This is a genomic window from Kitasatospora sp. NPDC002543, assembly GCF_053594915.1.
Genome location: NZ_JBSFWR010000133.1, coordinates 1 through 20050, shown reverse-complemented (window position 1 = coordinate 20050; position 20050 = coordinate 1). Strand labels below are relative to the sequence as shown.

Annotated in this window: 21 protein-coding genes; 10 read left to right on the top strand and 11 right to left on the bottom strand. The window is 72.7% G+C overall.

All coding sequences use genetic code 11. The annotated features are described in order from the left end of the window. Positions 1-326: 326 nt before the first annotated feature. The 3 genes from ACWD4P_RS34460 to ACWD4P_RS34450 are packed head-to-tail and all read right to left on the bottom strand — an operon-like array spanning position 327 to position 2803. Positions 327-1013 carry a WbqC family protein gene (locus ACWD4P_RS34460; RefSeq protein ID WP_359829279.1) on the bottom strand — a complete coding sequence of 229 codons (687 nt, stop codon included), beginning with the start codon at positions 1011-1013 and terminating at the stop codon, positions 327-329. A gap of 22 nt (positions 1014-1035) precedes the next feature. Continuing rightward, on the bottom strand, positions 1036-1704 hold the full coding sequence (locus ACWD4P_RS34455) for a YdcF family protein (RefSeq protein WP_371516276.1): 669 nt from the start codon (positions 1702-1704) through the stop codon (positions 1036-1038). Positions 1705-1717: 13 nt separating this feature from the next. Then, positions 1718-2803, bottom strand: coding sequence for a hypothetical protein (locus tag ACWD4P_RS34450; RefSeq protein ID WP_449782339.1), 1086 nt, complete (start codon positions 2801-2803; stop codon positions 1718-1720). A 156-nt stretch (positions 2804-2959) separates the two neighbouring features. Here ACWD4P_RS34450 and ACWD4P_RS34445 point away from each other — a divergent pair, with 156 nt between their 5' ends. From ACWD4P_RS34445 to ACWD4P_RS34425, 5 genes are all read left to right on the top strand, one after another. After that, complete coding sequence (locus ACWD4P_RS34445; RefSeq protein ID WP_359829267.1) at positions 2960-3280, top strand: hypothetical protein; 321 nt, start codon at positions 2960-2962, stop codon at positions 3278-3280. Positions 3281-3403: 123 nt separating this feature from the next. After that, positions 3404-4087, top strand: coding sequence for an ATP-binding protein (locus ACWD4P_RS34440; protein ID WP_449782338.1), 684 nt, complete (start codon positions 3404-3406; stop codon positions 4085-4087). Then, on the top strand, positions 4084-5037 hold the full coding sequence (locus tag ACWD4P_RS34435; RefSeq protein WP_449782337.1) for a hypothetical protein: 954 nt from the start codon (positions 4084-4086) through the stop codon (positions 5035-5037). The genes ACWD4P_RS34440 and ACWD4P_RS34435 overlap by 4 nt, the downstream gene beginning before the upstream one ends. 27 nt (positions 5038-5064) lie before the next feature. Further along, entirely contained in the window at positions 5065-5673 is a 609-nt protein-coding gene (locus ACWD4P_RS34430) for an AAA family ATPase (RefSeq protein ID WP_449782336.1), read from the top strand. Next, positions 5660-6193 carry a class IV adenylate cyclase gene (locus tag ACWD4P_RS34425; RefSeq protein ID WP_449782335.1) on the top strand — a complete coding sequence of 178 codons (534 nt, stop codon included), beginning with the start codon at positions 5660-5662 and terminating at the stop codon, positions 6191-6193. The genes ACWD4P_RS34430 and ACWD4P_RS34425 overlap by 14 nt, the downstream gene beginning before the upstream one ends. Before the next feature lie 212 nt (positions 6194-6405). Here ACWD4P_RS34425 and ACWD4P_RS34420 read toward each other — a convergent pair whose 3' ends face one another. The 5 genes from ACWD4P_RS34420 to ACWD4P_RS34400 form a co-directional block, all read right to left on the bottom strand. Continuing rightward, positions 6406-6756, bottom strand: a complete 351-nt coding sequence (locus ACWD4P_RS34420; protein WP_449782334.1) for a winged helix-turn-helix domain-containing protein — start codon at positions 6754-6756, stop codon at positions 6406-6408. 140 nt (positions 6757-6896) lie between these two features. Beyond that, a complete protein-coding gene (locus tag ACWD4P_RS34415) occupies positions 6897-7694 on the bottom strand; it encodes a hypothetical protein (protein WP_449782333.1) in 798 nt (265 codons plus the stop codon). A gap of 155 nt (positions 7695-7849) precedes the next feature. Continuing rightward, positions 7850-8752: a 5'-3' exonuclease gene (locus ACWD4P_RS34410; protein WP_449782340.1), complete on the bottom strand. Its 903-nt coding sequence runs from the start codon at positions 8750-8752 to the stop codon at positions 7850-7852. 58 nt (positions 8753-8810) lie between these two features. After that, complete coding sequence (locus ACWD4P_RS34405) at positions 8811-9974, bottom strand: cation diffusion facilitator family transporter (RefSeq protein ID WP_449782332.1); 1164 nt, start codon at positions 9972-9974, stop codon at positions 8811-8813. 194 nt (positions 9975-10168) lie between these two features. Next, complete coding sequence (locus ACWD4P_RS34400) at positions 10169-10897, bottom strand: gamma-glutamyl-gamma-aminobutyrate hydrolase family protein (protein WP_449782331.1); 729 nt, start codon at positions 10895-10897, stop codon at positions 10169-10171. A 166-nt stretch (positions 10898-11063) separates the two neighbouring features. Between ACWD4P_RS34400 and ACWD4P_RS34395 the strand changes: the two genes are divergently transcribed. The 4 genes from ACWD4P_RS34395 to ACWD4P_RS34380 all read left to right on the top strand — a co-directional run bounded on the left by ACWD4P_RS34395 (position 11064) and on the right by ACWD4P_RS34380 (position 16077). After that, positions 11064-12458, top strand: a complete 1395-nt coding sequence (locus tag ACWD4P_RS34395) for a glutamine synthetase family protein (RefSeq protein ID WP_359826672.1) — start codon at positions 11064-11066, stop codon at positions 12456-12458. 135 nt (positions 12459-12593) lie between these two features. Continuing rightward, positions 12594-13946 (top strand): aldehyde dehydrogenase family protein, encoded by a 1353-nt coding sequence (locus tag ACWD4P_RS34390; RefSeq protein WP_359826694.1) that lies wholly within the window; start codon positions 12594-12596, stop codon positions 13944-13946. Between the two features lie 7 nt (positions 13947-13953). Continuing rightward, a complete protein-coding gene (locus ACWD4P_RS34385; protein WP_359826675.1) occupies positions 13954-14754 on the top strand; it encodes a 3-oxoacyl-ACP reductase in 801 nt (266 codons plus the stop codon). A 180-nt stretch (positions 14755-14934) separates the two neighbouring features. Then, positions 14935-16077, top strand: a complete 1143-nt coding sequence (locus ACWD4P_RS34380) for a DUF2510 domain-containing protein (protein ID WP_449782330.1) — start codon at positions 14935-14937, stop codon at positions 16075-16077. 166 nt (positions 16078-16243) lie between these two features. Here ACWD4P_RS34380 and ACWD4P_RS34375 read toward each other — a convergent pair whose 3' ends face one another. From ACWD4P_RS34375 to ACWD4P_RS34365, 3 genes are all read right to left on the bottom strand, one after another. Further along, positions 16244-17158 carry a lytic polysaccharide monooxygenase auxiliary activity family 9 protein gene (locus ACWD4P_RS34375; protein ID WP_449782329.1) on the bottom strand — a complete coding sequence of 305 codons (915 nt, stop codon included), beginning with the start codon at positions 17156-17158 and terminating at the stop codon, positions 16244-16246. A 243-nt stretch (positions 17159-17401) separates the two neighbouring features. After that, positions 17402-17812: a hypothetical protein gene (locus ACWD4P_RS34370; protein ID WP_359826682.1), complete on the bottom strand. Its 411-nt coding sequence runs from the start codon at positions 17810-17812 to the stop codon at positions 17402-17404. Positions 17813-17871: 59 nt separating this feature from the next. Beyond that, a complete protein-coding gene (locus tag ACWD4P_RS34365; protein WP_359826684.1) occupies positions 17872-19095 on the bottom strand; it encodes an amino acid deaminase/aldolase in 1224 nt (407 codons plus the stop codon). 101 nt (positions 19096-19196) lie between these two features. On the opposite strand from ACWD4P_RS34365, the gene ACWD4P_RS34360 reads away from it, so the two are divergent. Further along, the gene (locus ACWD4P_RS34360) at positions 19197-19970 is read left to right on the top strand and encodes an SseB family protein (RefSeq protein ID WP_449782328.1); all 774 of its coding nucleotides are present in this window, start codon (positions 19197-19199) and stop codon (positions 19968-19970) included. Positions 19971-20050 lie beyond the last annotated feature (80 nt).

Sequence of the window (20050 nt, the reverse complement as noted above, 5' to 3'; positions counted from 1 at the left end):
CGCGCCGATCACCAGGGCGGAGATGGCGAACAGGAAGCCGCGCATCAGCTGGAGCCCCGCGCGGCTTCGGCTTCGCCTCGCCGCCTGGGCTTCGACGACATTGCGTAGGAAGTCGGCCCAGCCGACTTCCTACGCAGAAGAAATGCCCCTGCCCCCGCCGATGGCAGGGGCAGGGGCAGGGGCTTTCCGATGACGGAAGCGACACCGGGTTGGTGAGGGGTGCGTAGGAAGTCGATACGGTCAACTTCCCGTGGAGAAGAGGAACTCGACTGCCACGCTGAACCCCGGCGCCCTCGCTCCACCCGAGCGAGGGCGCCGAACACCTCTCATGCCATTTCGAGGGCCGCTTTCACCTTGTCGGGCCCGTGCACCATCAGGCTGTGCACTGCGCTGACCTGCCGGGCACCGGCCCACACGCCCGTGCTCGGTACGCCGAAGTGTCGCAGCTCGACCCGTCCAGCCGCGAACAGGTCCGGCTCGACGTACCTGCTGCCGCCTGTGCCGCACAGGTACGTATCCGCGCCGACTGCCTGACACAGGTCCACGAGGCGCTGCGTCCGCCCGGAATCGGCGGACAGGGTGCTGCTGCGCACCGTCGCTCCTGACCAGCCGAGGACATGGAGAAGTAGCAGGGTGGATGCTTCGGCGATCTCCGCCGTCCGGTCGGTACTCCTGAAGAGCGTCAGGAGCCTCGGCAGGTCAGCCGCCAACCGAGGCCAGAAGGGACTGACCCCGTAATGCCGGCGGAGGACGTGTTCCACCCGGCGGATGCTGCGCGGGGCGTCGACGGTGCGGGCGTCGCGGATCAGTGTCGATCTTCCGTCCGGCAGGTGCGTGGGGACGGACAGCCACCGGGCCGGGCCAGTGCCGTCGACCGGCCCCATCCTGGCCCGGTGCTGGTAGTCACGGCGGCTGAACTGGACATCGTCGAGGACTACCCAGACGTCCGCGGCGGCCAGCTTCGCCACGGTGGACAATCGGGGGAGGAAGTTGGGTTGGTGGACAGCGCACACCAGCCCGGAGGGCGGCGCCGCGTCAGTTGAGGGTCTTGCTGTCGAATCCGTCGGCCAGAAGCCGCTGGTACGCATCATGAACCGTCTCCGGAACCTCCTGGGCAACGGCGAACCCGCGCCTCGGGTACTCGATCACCCGCTGGAGGTCGCCCACGAGGCTGTCGATCACGAGCTTGTCGTCGCCGATGCTTTTCACGTAGTCGTTCAGGCTCATCGGGGTCGAGGCGCACACCACCTCGGCCTCCGGCCACACCTTGCGGCACGTCGCGAACGCCCGGCGCTCCATGTACGGCATGGTCACGAGCAGCACCGACCGTGCCTCGATGTCGGCGGCCTCCAGAACGTCACGGGAGAACTGGATGTTCTGCCCGGTGTTGCGGGCGCGGGGCTCCTGGTGGATCGCATGCTCGGGGACCCCGAGGGCGATGGCGTGCTCGGTGAAGTGCACGGCCTCACCTCGGGGGAAGAGCTCCGGCCGGGACGGGTTCGGCCCGCCCGTGAACACGATCCTCCGCACCAGGCCGTCCAGGTACAGGGCTGCCGTCTCGGCCGCCACTCCGAGGTCGTGGCAGCCCAGACCGATCGCCACATCGCACGGCCGTCGCTCGTGCCCCATCTGGTGGTATTCCCAGATCAGCGTGGCGTCCGCCCACTGTCGGTCGGTGATCTCGCGCTGCTGAGTGTCCGCCACGTTCTTCTCCTGCTCACTGAAGGCACCGTTCCCGCTGGAATCCGGACCGGATGCCTCGGATGCTCCTCCGCTGGTGGGTCATACCGTACTTGTCCGCCATCACCTCGGCCCTTTCCAGCAGGGCGAGCCCCTCCCCGGCAGTCGCGCGGTCGGTCAGCAGAATGTGCCCGTGCGCGGTGGTCAGCCGGACGTCCTGCATCGGTGCCGAACCGTTGGTGTTCGTCCTCGCCACCTCGATCAACCGGACCGCCTCCCCGAGATTCCCTGCACCGCGGTACGCGAGCGCAAGCTTTTGGTTGCCTGTCGCCCAGTCGTCCAACTCACCCAGGTTCTCGAACGCCCGGATCGCCGACTCGGCGATACCGATGGCCTGTTCGTGTGAGCCCTGCTTGTCGAGCGAGGTTCCCACCCACAGGGCCGCCCGAGTCCGATCCCGTGCGCTGAGGCGAACGTCACCGGAAAGGTCCGAGTATCGATCCGCCGCAGCCGAGAGCTGTCCGGACATCTCAGTCACCACGGCCAACGCCAGGTCCAACTGAGCTGTCCGCCTGGGGATGTCGAGCTGGGTGTACAACAATCGGGCCTTGGCGTACGAGGCCGACGCCGACAGCGGGCCGAGCAGTGCACCCTGATCACGGCGGAGGTCGCCCACCAAGGCCGTCGAGCGGGCCAACAAATAGAGGCCGCGGTCGTCGAGTTCGACCGTCGGCCAGCGTGACCGCCAACGTTCCAGCAGGACTCCCGCTGATGCGAACTCCTGCCGGGACGCCGCCAGAACCGCCCTCTCGATGTCCTCCGCCCACGACTCGTGCTCCCATGCCCGCGGCCCGGCCTGGATCTCTGCAAGCACCGGAGCGCCGACCTGTTGCGCCACCAGTGCCTCGAATCGCATACGAGCATCGGGATCGCACTGGCGCAGCACTGTGTCGAAGATCGCCTGGGTGTCCGGCCTCGGCCTGGTACTCACCCCCAGCTTCTCCCAGTTCGACACCGCGCGGACCGACATGCCCAACTGCGCTGCCCAGTCCCGGACGGACTTGCGGCACGCCAGCCGCAGAGCCCTCGCTTCGAGCCCGGTCCACACGATCACTGCCGCCATTGCCATACCTCCGCTCCGGGGTGCCATCGAAGCACCGCAGGTCGTGGTGGTGCGGCGAAACTGCCACGGAACTGCCACGGCACGCGATTCCGCGACGACGGAGCCTCCCGCAGTCTGGAAGCCGACAACCCCGCTGACCGGAAGGAACCGTCCAGCGTGCTCACCGAGCAACTATCGGTCCCACCGCCCGTCGTCATTGGGCTGCTCCGCACAGCGGTCGCTGCGGGGCTACCTCGTCGGCGAGCTCTGACCGGGGTCCTCGACGCCTTCTGCGAGCGGCAGGAACTCCACCTCGTCGATGTGATCACCGATGAGGGTGCCGAGCCGGACGCCCTCATCGTCGGCATCGAAGAGCAGCGCGATGTGTACGCCGTCGTGTTGCCCACGATCGCGCACCTCGGCGACCAGGCTGCCGCCGACAGACGGCGCAAGCACCTTGAGGACGTCGGCATACGCCTCTTGGTCACTCGGACCTAGAAAACTGCCCCTCCCGGCCCCTGGTGCGGCGAGTCTCCGCGAACACGCGATGACTGACCATCACTCGCCACCCCCGCCAATGGTCCGGGACCGCCTCCCCACGTCCAGCCCGGAGGAACAGCCATGCACCGCGTCCTGGAGATCAGTGCCACGGTCACCACCGCGTCCCTCGGCGCGATCCGCAACCTGTTGTCCGAGGAGGTCGTGAGAGTCGGCATCGTCCTCGACGAGTCCCGGGCGTACGCGCTCCGCGTGTGTTCGTCGGAGTTCGTCGACAACGCGATCAAGCACGCCACCGGTCAAGGCCCTGACCGTGAAGCCGTGTTGTTGATCGAAGTGGGCGTCGACTGGGAGCGCGGCCGCTTGCGGACCACAGTGACGGACCCGAGCATGGTCGAACCGGCGATGAACAGCAGCGTCGACGACCTCGACGCGACCTGTGGCCGCGGACTGGTGGTCGTCGACGGCTACGCGGACGACATCGGATGGCACCAGCGGATCGACCTCCAGGGACGGCCCACCGGCTGGTCCGTCTGGTTCGAACTCGACGTGGAACCGGCGACCTTCGGCCAGGCCACCGCCGCTGAGGCGGAAGTGCAGCCGAAGACCGTCGTGCGGCCCCCCGAGCCTTGCCTGATGGTCGGCCCCGGGCAGGCACCCGGGAATACGCCGAGGCCGAACCGGCCGGCTCAACGGCCTGGGGAACGCACCGTCGTGCCGACGGCCGCGAGCCGACGTCTCCACGGGCCGGGCCGGGCCGCCACTCCCGTTCACCCTTCCACTCCGTACCCGAGGATTGCGCCGTGAGCGTCGGAACGCGCACCGGAACGCTGCTCAAGACCATCAGTCCCGCCCGCAGACTGGACATCGCGGCCTCCGACGAGGCCCTGACGCAGGCCTGTGTGGCCACCGGCGACGACCCCGCGAAAGCCGAGCTGCTCAGCGACAGCCCGAACCACCTGTGGTCGCTCGGTTCGCGCTCGTGCGCACTCGCCATCGTGCACCCCGACGTGGACGAGGCCTGGGCGCTCATCAAGGGCGCGCAGTTCCTCCGGGAACACCGGCTCCCCGCCACCTCCGCCTACTACACCGAGGTCCGCGCGGCCACCGACGGCCGGGCCGTGACCTTCTGGCAGAGCCCCGGGAAGCCGAGCGCCGACACCTCCCTCTCCGCGTGGGTGACCGCCCTCACCCACCGCATCGACCCCGGGGCGGCCCCGTGGCTGCGAGAGCACGACCCGTCCGCCGGCCTACTGGACGGCCTGGACGACGCGCCGCTGGACGAGTCCGCCCGCCGGTTCCTGCGCGAACGCGCCGCCCAACTGCGCGAGGAGTGGGACTACCTCGACTGGCCGACCCCGGACACCGTCGTCCTCGGCGCCCTCGGCATGGCTCCGTGTCACGACGACGGCACCCACGTCGGACTCCTCCTGCGCCGCCCGCTCCGACGCGGCCACCGCGAGTGGGACCTCGTCGCCGCCCGCTGGCGCTCCGAACTGCTCACCGGCCCGCGTCAGGACCACCGGACCTACACCGACACCTACCTCTCCTATGAGCGGGAGGGCCGGCTCCCGGACCACCCCTACATCGGCGCCTGGTCCGGCTACCAGGTCGTACGCGACATCGTCGTCCTCACCACGGTGCTGAACACGGTCCGCCGCGCCCACCTCGATGCCGGCATCCGCCAGGAGGCCGCCCACCGCATCGCGTGCCTGCGTGGCGCCCACCCGGTCCCGTGGAACTGGGGTCCGCGATGAAAGTCCGAACCAGGAAACGGATTTCACATGGACGTGACCCGAGGATTCTTCATCACCATCGACGGTCTCAGCGCGAGCGGGAAGACCACGGTTGCCCCGCTGGTCGCGGCCCTCGTTGACGGCGTCCACCTCACGGACGACACCTTGCCGACCTTCCCGCGCATGCGTGCGGAGGTGGACGCCGTCGGCGTCCTGGCGGCGCGGTTCCACTGGTGGATGATGGCCAATCACGTCAAGTCCGAGACCGCTCGCGCGGTTGTCGGGGCGGGCCGGACCGTGGTGGTCGAGTCCTACTTCCCGCGCACCATCGCCACGCACAGGGCAATGGGTCACGTCTGCGCGCCGGAGTACCCGGAGGGAGTCCTCGTCCCGCACGTGCCGATTCTGCTGGAGGTGGACGAACGCGTCCGCCAGGAGCGGCTTCGCCGGCGGGCCGAGCTGCGAACACTGAGCTCCTGGCACCGGCGGGAGGAGCCGAACGTGGCCGAAAGCTCCCGTGTGTACCGGGCGTTCGGACTGCTGCGCGTCGACGGCACCGACCGCACGCCTGCCGAGGTGGCTCACAGCATCGCCGATACCGTGCGCTCGTATGCCCGCACCGCATCGAGGAAGGCAATTCCCCATGACCGCAACTGAGTTCGAAGCGAAGATCCTCGATGTCGATCCGGAGGAGATCCGCGTGCTCCTCGCCGAGGCCGGGGCCTCGCACGTGGTCGACCGCTTCCAGCGTCGCTACGTCTACGACATCCCCGGCCGGCCGGGAGCGTGGGTCCGGCTGCGTGACACGGGCATCGACGTCACCCTGTGCGTCAAGGAGATCCACTCCGACGCGATCGACGGCGTGACCGAAACGGAGACGACCGTCGGCGACTTCGACGTCACCAACACACTCCTTGGCAAGCTCGGCTACCAGCCGAAGGCGTACCAGGAGAGCCGTCGGTCCTCCTGGACGCTCGGTGGCGCGGCCATCGAGGTCGACCACTGGCCGCTGATCCCCCCGTACGTGGAGATCGAGGGCGTCAGTGCCGAGCACGTCCGGGCGACCGCCCGCGCGCTCAAGTTCCCTCTGGAGGAGCTGACGGGCGAGAACACGACCAAGGTCTACCGCCGGTACGGGATCGACATCGAAGCGATTCCCCGGCTCACGTTCGAGTGATAGGAGGCAAGCCTTGTCAGCTACCCACCGTCCGACGATCAGGGTCGGCCGGGACAGGACCATCCGCATCAAGGTGATCGACGACTGCGGGTTGGCCTGAACGTTCTGCCACAACGAGGGAACGCCGGTTTCCGCCGACGCGCGAGTACGGCGCCGCTGCCTGAGCTGCGGCAGGAGCCGACCGCGCGTAGGAAGTCGGCCCGGCCGACTTCCTACGCCGGCGCGTGGCCCGGGCCGGTGGCGTCGAGGCGGCGGACGAGTTCGCGCAGGGCGCGGAGTTCGCGGTCGAGGGCTTCGACGCCCTGGGGGGTGAGGGTGACCCAGGTGCGGGGGCGGCGGCCGACGTAGCCCTTGGTGACGCCGACGAGGCCGGTTTCCTCCAGGACCTTGAGGTGGCGGGAGAGGTTGCCGTCGGTGGCGCCCAACTGCTCCTTGAGGAAGCCGAACTCGACCCGGTCGGCCTCGCGGGCGATCGCCAGGATGCCGAGCCGGACCCGTTGGTGGACGGTGTCGTCCAGGGCCAGGGTCGGGTGCTGCTCCTCGGCTTCGTCCGCGGCGCTCATCGGGGACCTCCATGGATACCCCCGGCTTCAGCCGGGGGAGGAAACGGATCTCCTGCGGAGCAGGGCAACACCGCCGCGCTCACGCGCAGCGGCTCAGCCGTGAGGCTGAGGGCAATCCCCTCCTTCAGGAGGGGAGGATGTCAAGAGGTGACCGTACGGGATGCCGCCCCCGGCCTGCGGCGGGCCGCCGCCCACTGAGCCAGCCCGGCGGCCAGCAGGACCGCCGCCAGCAGCAGGGCCTTCGGCTGCGGGCCGTCGGCCCAGCCGCCGTCGCCCCGGTCGAGCCACGGCAGCCAGCCGCTCTCCCAGGGTGCCGCGAGGTAGGCGGTGAGCAGTGCCGTGTGGACGAGCCCGGCGGCGGTCACCAGGGGGCTGTGCTCGGTCAGCCCGAGGACGATCAGGCCGATGCCGACCGCGTACCAGGGCGAGGTGTAGGTGTTCGCGAGCACCGACAGGGCGAAGGGCACGCGGGGTGCGAACAGCAGGGCGAGCAGGACGGCGGTGAGCAGGATGCCGACGCCGGCCGCGGTGCCGAGCCAGCCGAGGCGGCGCGGGACGATCCCGCGGGCCTCGCCGCGCCGCCGGTACCAGCGGGCGAGGGCCAGCCAGGCGAGCGGGAGCAGCGCGTACCAGACGCCCCAGGCCAGGAAGCGGAGCACGGCTCCGTCGAAGTCGCCGGTCCGGCACGTGCCGTCCAGTGCGTGCGGCACGCAGAGGTCGATGAGTTCCGAGTAGGCGAAGGACGGGTACGAGGGGACGAATCGTCCGTTGGCGCCGAAGTTGTAGGCCTGGCCGGAGATCGGCACGGCGGCCAGGGCGAGCAGGCCGAACCCGAGCAGCGGCACCCCCGAGCCGCGCAGCCGGGTCCGGGCCCGGGCCCGGAGCCCTTCCGTCTCGGCGAGGAGTTCGGCCGGGTCGTCCCGGTGCGTTGTCGTCATGATCCACCCCTTGTCACGCGCATACGCTTTGCTGTGCCATGAACTTTGCATCGCAAAGTGAGCTGCGGTCAAGGGCACTTGGGGCCGACGGCCACGCGAACGCCGAGGGCCCGCCCGTTCCGGCAGGAACGGGCGGGCCCTTCGGTGTGCGGCCGTCAGCGGGTGGCGAGGGCCTCCAGGACGCGGTCCAGCGAGGTGCCCAGGCCCCAGCGGGCGGAGAGCTCCTCCAGGGTCATCGGGTAGAGCGGCTCGCGGGGGAGGGCGGGGTCGAAGGCGGGGAGGGGGGCGTCGTCGGCGACGCGGACGACCTTGGGGGCGACGTCGAGGTAGGCGGCGCCTTCGACGATGTTGCGGCGGCGGGCCGGGGTGAGCTTGGAGCCGAGGTCGAGGGCGGCGGCGCGGATGGCCGCGAGGTCGCCGTACTCGTTGATCAGCTGGGCGGCGGTCTTCTCGCCGATGCCCTTGACGCCGGGCAGGCCGTCCGACGGGTCCCCGCGCAGGGCGGCCATGTCGGCGTACTGGGCGCCGCGGACGCCGTACTTCTCCTGCAGCAGCGCGTCGTCGGTGACCTGGAGGTTGCCCATGCCCTTGACCGGGTAGAGCACGGTGATCCCCCGGGCGTCGTCGACCAGCTGGAAGAGGTCGCGGTCGCCGGTGACGATCTGCACCGGCCCGGTGGCCCGGCCGGTGAGGGTGCCGATGACGTCGTCCGCCTCGTAACCGGGGGAGCCGACCCGGGCGATGCCGAGGGCGTCCAGCACCTGCTCGATCACGGGGACCTGCGGGGCCAGCGTGTCGGGCACCTCCTCCTCGCCGTCCTCGGCGGCCTCGGCGACCCGGTGGGTCTTGTAGGAGGGGACGAGGTCCACCCGCCACTGCGGGCGCCAGTCGGCGTCCATGCAGGCCACCAACTGGTCGGGCCGGTGGTCGTGGACCAGCCGGGCGATGAAGTCCAGCAGGCCGCGGACGGCGTTGACCGGCTCGCCCTGCGGCGAGCGCAGGGTGTCCGGTACGCCGAAGTAGGCCCGGAAGTACAGGCTGGCGGAGTCGAGGAGCATCAGTCGCGGTGCGGTCACGTGTCAGATCATGCCGCACCGCGCTGACGGACGGGTGCCCTCAGTGCTCGTGCGGGCCGGCGCGGTGGACCGGGCCGTGGGAGTCGGCGCAGTGCTCGGCGGCGGAGTCGGACGGGGCGGCGATCTGCAGCAGCGCGCCGGCCTCGTCCTCGCCGACGTGGTCGACCTGGAGGGTGGAGTGGGTGATGCCGTACTCGTTGGCGAGCCGACGCTGCAGCGAGCGCCGCACCGCGTGGCAGTCGCCGCCCGGGGTGACCAGGATGTGCGCGGACAGCGCCGGCTGACCGGAGGTGATCTCCCAGATGTGCAGGTCGTGGACCTCCTCGACCAGCGGTTCGGTGACCATCCGGTCGGCGACCGTGTCCGGGTCGATCCCGGCGGGGGCGGCTTCCAGGAAGATCCGCCCGGAGTCCCGGACCAGGGCGATGCCGGCCTTGAGCATCAGCGCGACGACGATCAGCGAGGCGATGGCGTCGGCCCGGGCGAAGCCGGTGGTCAGCACGATCGCGCCGGCGACGGCGGTGGCGATGAAGGCGTACAGGTCGGTCAGGACGTGCTGGAAGGCGCCCTCGACGTTCAGCGAGCTGCGGTTGGCCTTGGACATGCACCAGGTGGCCGCGAGGTTGACCACGATCCCGATCAGCGCGGTGACCAGCACCAGTGATCCGGCGACCTCCGGCGGCTCGAACAGCCGGGTGATCGCCTCGTAGCCCAGCCAGGCCGACAGGACCAGCAGGGTGACGCCGTTGGCCTGGGCGGACAGGATCTCCGCGCGCTTGAGGCCGTAGGTGTAGCCGCCGCGGGCCGGGCGGGCGGCGAGTCGCATGGCGATCAGCGCGAGCGCGATCGAGGCGGCGTCGGTGAGCATGTGCGCCGCGTCCGAGATCAGGGCCAGGGACTGGGCGGCGAAGCCGACCGCTACCTCGCCGGCCATGAAGACGACGATCAGGGCGAGGGCGCCGAGCAGCCAGCGGCGGTCCGCGTCGGCGGACACGCCGTGCGAGTGGCCGCCGTGCCCGCCGGACCCGTGCGCGTGCCCGCCGGACCCGTGCGCGTGCCCGCCGGACCCGTGCGCGTGCCCACCGGACCGGTGCGCGTGCCCGCCGGACCCGTGCGCGTGCCCGCCGGACCCGTGCCCACCCGCCCCGTGCGAGTGCTCGTGGTCATGCGCATGATCATCGTGCGAGTGCTCGTGCCCGGCCATGGAAGTCCTCTCTGGGTGCACGGGTGGGAAAGGGGGCGCGCCGCGACCGCCCCGCAACCGAAGTGAACCGCAGAATCGACAAAGATCCAAAGGCTGTACTGGTGACCGTTGTCGTTGCCGTTCGGAGGGGCGAACCCGGCGCAGGCCGCACCCCGCCGAACAGCCGAACCCCCCTGCCCCCGCGCCCAGTTGGGCTACCCCAGCACCAGTGCGTCGAGAACCGCCGCGGTGGCCGCCCGGACCAGCGCCCGCATCAGCCGCAGGTCGTCCCCCTGCTCGGGGTGCCACTGCACGCCGAGCGCGAACCCTGGGCCCTCCACCGCCTCCACCGTCCCGTCCGGCGCGTGGGCGCTCACCCGCAGGCCCGCCCCCACCCGGTCGACGGCCTGGTGGTGGAGGGTCGGCACCTCCAGCTCGCTCTCCGGCAGCAGCCCGCCCAGCAGCGTCCCGGGCACCGGCCGCACCGGGTGCGAGCCGTAGCGCCCGGGCGAGCCGCCGTGCACGTCCACCGCCACTACGTCCGGCAGGTGCTGCACCAGCGTCCCGCCGCACACCACGTTCAGGATCTGCATCCCCCGGCAGACCGCCAGCAGCGGCATCCCCGCCGCCAGCGCCGACCGCAGCAGCGCGACCTCCCAGGCGTCCCGCTCCGGCGAGTCCACCTCGGTCGCCGGATGGGCCGGCTCCCCGTAGTACGCCGGGTCGATGTCCGGCCCGCCCGCGACCACCAGGGCGTCCAGCCGGGCCAGCACCTCCGGGGCGCGCTCGGGGGCGTCCGGCGGCAGCAGGACCGCGATCCCGCCGGAGTCCCGGATCTGCGCCGTGTACCGCTCGGGCAGCAGGGCCACCCGGCGGCCCCGCCAATCGCTCCAGCTCGCGTCCACCAGGTAGGTGCTGACGCCGATCAAAGGCCTGCGATCCATGGCGCGCATTCTCCCCCCGAACCTCCTGATCCACCGTCAGCCACGCGCGTCGGCGCGCCACGGGCGTCCGACACCCACCCGCCCTCTTCCGCCCCGCGAGTCGCAGGCCGTACGGTTCGCTGTGACCGCTTGATCTCGAAGAGTGATCGAGGAGGAGGGTTCGGCCATGTCCGAAACGCCCGAACAGGCCGCCGCGGGCTCGCCGCCCCGGCCACCGCTGACCCTGGACGGGCTGCGCACCCTGGTGGACGCCGGCGAGGTGCACACCGTCGCACTCGCCTTCACCGACATGCAGGGCCGGCTCCAGGGCAAGCGCTTCGCCGCCCGGTTCTTCCTGGACGAGGTCGCCGAGCACGGCGCCGAGGCCTGCGACTACCTGCTCGCCGTCGACGTCGACCTGAACACCGTGGACGGCTACGCCTTCTCCTCCTGGGCCACCGGCTACGGCGACTTCGCGATGCGCCCCGACCTCGCCACCCTGCGGCTGACCCCCTGGCAGCCCGGCACCGCCCAGGTCACCGCCGACCTGGCCCGGCACGGCGGCCACCCGGTGGACGCCGCCCCGCGCCAGCTGCTGCGCCGCCAGATCGCCCGGCTCGCCGAGTACGGCCTGGCCGCCGACATCGGCACCGAGCTGGAGTTCCTGGTCTTCCGCGACACCTACGAGCAGGCCTGGCTGGGCGGCTACCGCGGACTGACGCCGGCGAACCTCTACAACGTGGACTACTCGATGCTGGGCACCGCCCGGGTCGAGCCGCTGCTGTCCCGGATCCGCACCGAGATGGCCGGCGCCGGCCTGGTGGTGGAGTCCGCCAAGGGGGAGTGCAACCTCGGCCAGCACGAGATCGCCTTCCGCTACGCCGACGCCCTCACCACCTGCGACCAGCACAGCGTCTACAAGACCGGCGCGAAGGAGATCGCCGCCCAACTCGGCTGCGCGCTCACCTTCATGGCCAAGTACGACGAACGCGAGGGCAACAGCTGCCACATCCACCTCTCGCTGCGCGACGCCGTCGGCGCCCCTGCCTTCGCCGACCGGGACGGCCGGATGACCGACACCATGCGGCACTTCCTGGCGGGCCAGCTGGTCGCGCTGCGCGAGTTCAGCCTGCTGTACGCGCCGAACATCAACTCCTACAAGCGCTACCGCCCGGGCTCCTTCGCCCCGACCGCCGTCGCCTGGGGCCGGGACAACCGCACCTGCGCCTACCGGGTGGTCGGCCACGGCCCCGGCCTGCGGATGGAGAACCGGGTGCCCGGCGGCGACGTCAACCCGTACCTCGCGGTGGCCGGCATGATCGCGGCCGGCCTGCACGGGCTGCAGCGCAAGCTGGAGCTGCCCGCGCCCTGCCTCGGCAACGCGTACGCGGTCGAGGAGTACGCCCGGGTGCCCGGATCGCTGCGCGAGGCGGCCGGGGCGTGGGCGGACAGCGCCCTGGCCCGCGAGGCCTTCGGCGGCGACGTGGTGGAGCACTACCTGAACATGGCCCGGGTCGAGCAGGCCGCCTACGACGGGGCGGTCACCGACTGGGAGCGCTACCGATCCTTCGAACGGATGTGACCCGTGACCGAGCCGAACGCCCCCGCCACGAGCCCCGCCCCCGCCACGAACCCCGCCCTCGCCACGAGCCCCGACGGCGCCGCGAGCCCCGCCGGATCCGCCGGCCCCGGGCCCGCCGCCGGCCCCGACGGCGCCGTGAGCACCGTCCGCAACCCCGCCACCGGCGAGGTGATCGCCACCGTCCCCGACACCACCCCCGAGCAGCTGGACACGGCCGTCCGGCGGGCGGCGAGGGCCCAGGCCCGCTGGGCCGCCCTGGCCCCCGGCGAACGCGCCCGGCTGCTGCGCCGGTTCGCCGACCAGGTCGAGGTGCACGTGCCCGAGCTGGCCGCCCTGGAGGTGGGCGAGGCCGGGCACACCCTGGCCGACGCCCACTGGGAGGCCGGCAACGTCCGGGACCTGCTGGAGTACGCCGCCGGGGGAGTGGAACGGCTGACCGGCCGGCAGATCCCGGTGCCCGGCGGCCTGGACGTGACCTTCCACGAGCCGGTCGGCCTGGTCGGGGTGATCGCGCCGTGGAACTACCCGATGCCGATCGCCGCCTGGGGCTTCGCCCCCGCGCTGGCCGCGGGCAACGCCGTCCTGCTCAAGCCCGCCGAACTCACCCCGCTGACCGCCCTGCGGCTGGCCGAACTCGCCCTCGCCGCGGGCCTGCCCGAGGGCCTGTTCCAGGTCGTCCCCGGGGCGGGCGCCACCACCGGCCGGGCCCTGGTGGACCACCCGGCCGTCGGCAAGATCGCCTTCACCGGCTCGACCGTCGTCGGCAAGGAGGTCGCCGCCCGCTGCGCCGCCCGCGCCAAGCGGGTCACCCTGGAGCTCGGCGGCAAGAGCCCCAACATCGTCTTCGCCGACGCCGACCTGGCCCGCGCCGCCGACCCGGTGTCCTTCGTCGGCAACAGCGGCCAGGACTGCTGCGCCCGCAGCCGGATCCTGGTCCAGCGCGAGGTGTACGAGGACTTCCTCGCCCTGCTGCTGCCCGCCGTCGACGCCCTGCGCACCGGCGACCCGACCGACCCGCAGACCCAGCTCGGCCCGCTGATCTCGGCCGCCCAGGTCCGCCGGGTGGCCTCCTACCTCACCCCCGACCTGCCGGTGCTGGCCCGCGGCAAGGTCCCGGAGGGCCCCGGCTACTGGTACCCGCCGACGGTGATCGCCCCCGAGGACCCGCAGGTCCCGGCCGTCACCGAGGAGATCTTCGGGCCGGTCGCCGCCGTCCTGCCGTTCACCGACGAGGCCGACGCGCTGCGGCTGGCCAACGCCACCCGCTACGGCCTGTCCGGCTCGATCTGGACCCGGGACGTCGGCCGGGCGCTGCGCCTGGCCCGGGGCGTGCGGGCGGGCAACCTGTCGGTCAACTCGCACTCCTCGGTGCGCTACTGGACGCCCTTCGGCGGCTTCGGCGAGTCCGGGGTGGGCCGCGAGCTGGGGCCGGACGCGCTGCGCCACTTCACCGAGACCAAGAACGTCTTCATCCACAGCGAGGAGTGACAGCCCGATGAGCGAGAAGCACGCCGCGCGGGACGGCGCCGTCTGCCGCCGGCTGGTCGGCCGTACCGCCGTGGTCACCGGCGCGGGCAGCGGGATCGGCCTGGCCGCCTCCCGCCGGCTCGCCTCGGAGGGGGCGAAGGTGGTCTGCGCCGACCTCGACGAGGAGACCGGGCGGGCCGCCGCCAAGGAGGTCGGCGGACTGTTCGTGCACACCGACGTCACCGACCCGTACATGGTCGAGGCGCTGTTCGACGAGGCCTACGAGACGTACGGCAGCGTGGACGTCGCGTTCAACAACGCGGGCATCTCGCCGCCCGAGGACGACTCGATCCTGACCACCGGCCTGGACGCCTGGCGCAGGGTCCAGGAGGTCAACCTGACCTCGGTCTACCTGTGCTGCAAGGCCGCGCTGCCGTACATGCGCCGGCACGGGCGGGGCTCGATCATCAACACCGCCAGTTTCGTGGCCCGGATGGGCGCGGCCACCTCGCAGATCTCCTACACCGCCTCCAAGGGCGGGGTGCTGGCGATGTCCCGCGAGTTGGGCGTGCAGTTCGCCCGGGAGGGGATCAGGGTCAACGCGCTCTCGCCCGGGCCGGTGGACACCCCGCTGCTGCGCGAGCTGTTCGCCGCGGACCCGGAGCGGGCCGCCCGCCGGCTGGTGCACATCCCGCTCGGCCGGTTCGCCCGGGCCGAGGAGATCGCCGCCGCGGTGGCCTTCCTGGCCAGCGACGACTCCTCGTTCATCACGGCGAGCGAGTTCCTGGTGGACGGCGGCATCTCCGGGGCGTACGTGACCCCGCTGTAGAACCTGCCCGCGGACCCCCAGCGGCGGACGCCCGGCCGCGGACACCCGCCCCGGACACCCCTCCCGCGGACCCCCTCCGCGCGGGCGCGCCGGGGTTCTCACCGGAATCTCATCGAAAACGTCGGGAATTCCCGGCTGCGCTGATTTCGCGTTTATCCGGGTGCCTTTAGATTCTCTACCGTGAGCGAGCAGATTCCCGCCGGGTGGTACCCGGACCCCAAGAACACCACCGGCGACCCGCGGCCGCAGCGGTGGTGGGACGGCAAGGGCTGGACGGCCGACACCCGGCCCGCACCCTCGGACGCCCCGGCGCCGGACGCTCCGGAGGCGGAGCGCCCGGCGGCCGCGGACCCGGGGCCGGGAGCGGCCGAGCAGCCCAGGGTGCTGGAGGGCGAGGTGCTGGAGAGCGGCCCGACCGTCCGCTACCCGGAGCCGCCGCCGTTCGGCACCGCCTACGGCGCGCCCGCCGCGCCGCCGCGCAAGGCCCGCCGCAAGCCCTCCAAGCTGGCGCTGGCCACCACCGTGGCCGCCCTGCTGGGCCTGGGCGCCGGCTCGGGGATCACCTACCTCGCGATGGACGGCCACGGGGACCGCGCCCCGCACAGCGCCCGCCCGGCCCCGCAGGGCGGCTACGGCCCGTGGGACGGCCTGCCGGGCTTCGGCGACCCGGGCAACGGCGGCGACAGCGGCAACGGCGGGAGCGGCAAGGGCGGCAACGGAGGCAACGGGAAGGGCGGCAACGGCGGCAGGACCAGCCCGGGCGCCGACCAGGCGGTCGACGTGGCCAACCGGCTCGTCGTGCCGGTCCCGGACGGCTGGGAGGGCGGGACCACCAAGGACGGCTTCGCCGCGCTCACCGTCGGCTCGTACACCTGCGCGGACGGCAAGGGCAGCTGCTCGCTCGGCGGTGTGAACACCGGCCGGGTCGACGGCGCCGGCACGGACGCCCAGGCGGCGGCCAAGACCGACATCGCGGCGGCGGCCAAGGACGCGTACGGCGACATCACCGGGCACCAGGAGCTCAAGTCCGAGGCCGTGAAGGTCAACGGCCAGGACGGCTACCTGGTCCGCTGGAAGGTGGACGCGCCCAAGGGCAACAACGGCTACGTGCAGAGCGTGGTCTTCCCGTCCGCCGACGGGAAGTCGCTGGTCTCGGTGCACTTCGGCTTCGACATCGCCGACAAGTCGCCGGACGTCGCGGTGATGGACACCATCGTCAAGGGCATCACCGACTTCAAGGGCAAGCTGCCGAGCGTCCCCGGGCTCCCCGGGACGGGCTCCGGTTCGGGCTCCGGCGGAGGCACCGGCGGCACCACCACCTGAGCCCGCGCTCACCCGAGCCCCGCGCTCCTCACACGGCGGCGGCCCACCCGGGAGGGAACCCTCCGGGTGGGCCGCCGCCGTTCGCCGTCACGCGGGGTGGGGCGCGGGGTGGTGTCACGGGACCGGGCCGGGCGGGGGAGTGACCGGCCCGGTCCCGCGCCCGGCGTCAGGAGTCGCGTCGAACAGCCTCGACGCGACGGCGCCGGAGCACCATGCCGGCCCAGCCGACGCTGATCGCGGCGGCGCCCGCGAGCAGCAGCGGGCCGGTGGCGGAGGTGCCGCCCACGGCCGCCGAGGCGGTCGGGATCACCTGGCCGGCGGGGGAGTTCGGGTCCCCGCCGTGGCCGTGGTGGGCGACGGTGGACTTGGACGCGTCGGCGGCGATCTGGGCGTCGCTGGGCGCGGCCGGGGCCTGGGCGGCGAGCGCGGACACGGCGGCGGTGGAGGAGCCGAAGTCCACGTCGGAGCAGGCGTAGAAGGCCTCCGGGCTGTCGCTGCGCTGCCACACCGTGTACAGGACCTGGCGGCCGGTGCGCTGCGGCAGGGTGCCGGAGTAGTTGTAGGAACCGTTGACGGCGTTGCGGTCGACCTGCACCTTGGCCACCGGCGTCGAGTCGAGGTCCGACCACTTCAGCGGCTTGGTGGGGTCGTAGCCCGCCTTGGTGATGTAGACGGTCTGGGTGCCGACGTGCGGCGCGGTGGTGCGGAACTGGAAGGTGAAGGCGCCGGGCTTGACGGCGGTGGCCGGCCAGTCGGTGCGCGGCCAGTCCAGCGCCGCGTACTTGTCGCGGTTGGCCGAGCAGAGCTTGCCGTCCGGGATCAGGGCCTGGGAGTTGCCGTTGGCGTTGGCGACGTTGACCTCGTTCCAGTCGTAGAGCGGCTGGGTGCCGCTCGCGGCGACGAGGTCCTTGCAGACCTGGGACACCGGGTGCTCGGGGCCCTCGGCGTAGCAGGCGGCGACCCGGCTGACGGGGTTGGTCATCGTGCCGTGGGCGCTGGCGGTACCGGCGGTGGCACCGGCCACCGCGACGACCGCGGCGCCGATCACGCCGACGGACAGGGCGGTTCGCTTGATGGACATGGGGTGGGGACTCCTTGACCGTCGTTCCGGGCGAGTGGGGGAGGACCGGGCACGCCTGCCCGTTCGGGAGCCGCCGGCCCGGCGCGCGGCTCCCGGCCGAAGCGTAGGATTGGTCTGGACCAGAAGGCAATAGCCGCGCGTGCTGTGCTTGTTGACGGACTGTAGGCCCCCGAGCAGCACAAAGGCCCGACGGGCGGCCGTGGTTAGCCGTTCCATCGGGCCCCGTTAAGGCTCCGGAAAGGTTCAGAAGTTCAGACTGCCGTTGATCGTGTGGGCCTGGACCACCTTGCCGTGGATCCTGGCGTTTCCGCTGATCTCGTTGTGCACCGTGCCGCCCGCCTGCTCGGGCTGTTCCGGTGCGAACTCCGCCAGGATCGCCTGGAGTTCGGCCACCATGGCCGGGTCCCTCTCCAGCAGCCGGCGCAGCTTCGGCTCCCACTCGCCCCGCGCGCTCAGGGCGGCGGACTCGCGGCCGTCCTCCGGCACCGCGGCCAGCTCGGCCCGGGTCTCGTCCAGCTCTTCCGAGATCGATTCGGCCCGGCGACCGAACATCGACGCAACGCGCGGCTTCACCCGGTCCCAGGCCGAGGTGACCATGAGCCCGGCCAGGGCGGCCGCGCCCCTCGTGGCAATGTCCGTGAGTTCGGGGTCCATGCTGCTCCCTTGTCGTGCCGCAGTGTCGCCACCACGGTAGGGCAGAGGCGGACGGAGCGTCAGAGGAACGTCTTCCCCTCGCCCCGGTAGGTCGGGACCGTCCGCACGACCTTGTCGCCCTCGACCAGGTGCAGCTCGGCGAAGCGCTCGCACAGCTCACCGGCCTTGGCGTGCCGGAACCAGACCCGGTCGCCGATCAGCAGGTCGTCCGCGGCCGGGCCGAGCAGCGGGGTCTGCACCTCCCCGGCGCCCTCCATCGGGTCGTAGCGCAGCCCGGCCGGCAGGTACGGCACCGGGGAGCGGTCCGGGCCGGCCGCGCCGGAGGCCGGGTAGCCGCCGCCGAGCACGGTCACCACGCCGAGGCCGGGGCGGCGCACCACCGGCTGGCCGAACAGCGCGGCCGGGCGGCCCCGGAAGGCGCGGTAGTTGTCGAACAGCTGCGGCTGGTACAGCCCGGAGCCGGCCGCCACCTCGGTGACGGCGCGCTCGGCCACGGTGGACTCCACGCTGCCGGTGCCGCCGCCGTTGACGAACTCCAGGTCGGCCACCTGGCGCAGCCGCCTGACCGCCGCCGCGCGCCGCTGGGCCAGCTCGGTCCGGGACCTGGCCTGCATCAGCCGGACCAGCTGCGAGCGCACCGGCCGTCCGGGCACCCGGTCGCCCACCCCGGCGACGTGCCCCTCGTACGCCATCAGGCCGACCACCCGGAAGCCCCGGCGGCGCTGGACGAGTTCGGCGAAGGCGCCGAGGTCCTCGGGGGTGCGCAGCGGCGAGCGCCGGGCGCCCACCCGGACCCGGCCGCCGAGCAGGTGCAGGGAGGTGTCCAGCTCCAGGCAGACCCGCACCTCGGCGTCGCCGGCGCGGGCCTCGTCGATCAGGTCCAGCTGGGCCGGGTCGTCCAGCACGACGGTGATCTCGCGGGCGGCCTCCGGGTCGGCGGTCAGCTCGGCGAAGCCGGCCCGGTCGGCGGAGGGGTAGGCGAGCAGGACGTCGCGGATGCCGGTGCGGGCCAGCCAGAGCGACTCGTCCAGGGTGAAGCTCATCACCCCGAGGAAGCCGTCCACGGCCAGGGCCCGCTCCAGCAGCGCCCGGCAGCGGAGCGACTTGCTGGCCAGCCGGATCGGCTTGCCGCCCGCCCGGCGGACCAGGTCGGCGGCGTTCGCGTCGAACGCGGCGAGGTCCACGACGGCCACCGGCCCGTCCAGGTGGGCGGTGGCGCGGTCGTACCGGAGGCGGTCGGAGACCGGGGCGGCTGCGGCGGCGGGCGCGTCGAGGATCACCATGGGCGCAGGGTGCCACACCGCGCTACCCGTGGGTAGGCCCGCGTACGGGGAACGTGCGGGGAAATGGGGCCGCTCGGGGGCGGTGGCATAGGGTCGGCCGGGTGGACCGCAAAGACTTCTCCAACCCGGCGTTCGTGGACAAGAACATCCCGAACCCCGGCTTCTCCGACGACGACGGCACCGTCGACCCGGCGCTCGCCGAGGCCCTCGCCCGCTGGTCGCGGGACCGCTCGGCCGAGCCGGAGGTGCTGGCGGCACTGACCCCCTCCCGGCTGATGGTCCCGATCGTCGCGATCCTCGGCGAGGTCGAGGTGAGCCCGGACGGGCACCGGCACGAGAAGACCAGCGACATGGCCGTCCCGGTGCTGGAGGCCCCGGACGGGCGCCGCGCGCTGCCGGCCTTCACGTCCCTCGACGCGCTCACCCGCTGGCGCGCCGACGCCCGCCCGGCGCCGACGGCGGCCCCGCAGGCCGCGATGGTCGCCTACTCGGAGCGGGCCGACACCCTGCTGATCGACCCGGCCGGGCCGGTGCCGTTCCAGCTGAGCGGCGCCCGGTTGCGGGCGCTCGCGGAGAACCGCCCGTTCCTGCCGCCGGCCCTCGACCCGGAGGTGCGCGAGGCGGTCCGCGGGCTGTTGGCGGCCGAGCCGCAGGTGGTCCGCGGGCTGCTGGCGGCCTCGGAGACCTCGGACGGGGTGCTCGCGGTGGTGTTCGACCCGGAGCTGGACCAGGCCGGGCTGCAGGCCGCCGCGCAGCGGGTCGGGCAGGCGGTGGCCGCCGACCCGGTGCTGCGGGTGCGGCTGGACCGGGGGCTGGACCTCGCGGTGCTGCCGGCGAGCGCGGAGCTGCCGGGGGAACCGCTCCACGAGCGGTAGACGAGAGACGGCGGGACCCGGCACACGCGTGCCGGGTCCCCCCCCGGTCGACCCCCCCCCCCCCACGGGGGCGGGCGGAC

Excerpts from the sequence above, each read along its gene's own strand:
- ACWD4P_RS34450 (WP_449782339.1), bottom strand. The coding sequence starts at position 2,803 with ATGGCGGCAGTGATCGTGTGGACCGGGCTCGAAGCGAGGGCTCTGCGG.
- ACWD4P_RS34440 (WP_449782338.1), top strand. The coding sequence starts at position 3,404 with ATGCACCGCGTCCTGGAGATCAGTGCCACGGTCACCACCGCGTCCCTC.
- ACWD4P_RS34430 (WP_449782336.1), top strand. The coding sequence starts at position 5,065 with ATGGACGTGACCCGAGGATTCTTCATCACCATCGACGGTCTCAGCGCG.
- ACWD4P_RS34425 (WP_449782335.1), top strand. The coding sequence starts at position 5,660 with ATGACCGCAACTGAGTTCGAAGCGAAGATCCTCGATGTCGATCCGGAG.
- ACWD4P_RS34420 (WP_449782334.1), bottom strand. The coding sequence starts at position 6,756 with ATGAGCGCCGCGGACGAAGCCGAGGAGCAGCACCCGACCCTGGCCCTG.
- ACWD4P_RS34415 (WP_449782333.1), bottom strand. The coding sequence starts at position 7,694 with ATGACGACAACGCACCGGGACGACCCGGCCGAACTCCTCGCCGAGACG.
- ACWD4P_RS34410 (WP_449782340.1), bottom strand. The coding sequence starts at position 8,752 with ATGCTCCTCGACTCCGCCAGCCTGTACTTCCGGGCCTACTTCGGCGTA.
- ACWD4P_RS34405 (WP_449782332.1), bottom strand. The coding sequence starts at position 9,974 with ATGGCCGGGCACGAGCACTCGCACGATGATCATGCGCATGACCACGAG.
- ACWD4P_RS34400 (WP_449782331.1), bottom strand. The coding sequence starts at position 10,897 with ATGGATCGCAGGCCTTTGATCGGCGTCAGCACCTACCTGGTGGACGCG.
- ACWD4P_RS34395 (WP_359826672.1), top strand. The coding sequence starts at position 11,064 with ATGTCCGAAACGCCCGAACAGGCCGCCGCGGGCTCGCCGCCCCGGCCA.
- ACWD4P_RS34385 (WP_359826675.1), top strand. The coding sequence starts at position 13,954 with ATGAGCGAGAAGCACGCCGCGCGGGACGGCGCCGTCTGCCGCCGGCTG.
- ACWD4P_RS34375 (WP_449782329.1), bottom strand. The coding sequence starts at position 17,158 with ATGTCCATCAAGCGAACCGCCCTGTCCGTCGGCGTGATCGGCGCCGCG.
- ACWD4P_RS34370 (WP_359826682.1), bottom strand. The coding sequence starts at position 17,812 with ATGGACCCCGAACTCACGGACATTGCCACGAGGGGCGCGGCCGCCCTG.
- ACWD4P_RS34365 (WP_359826684.1), bottom strand. The coding sequence starts at position 19,095 with ATGGTGATCCTCGACGCGCCCGCCGCCGCAGCCGCCCCGGTCTCCGAC.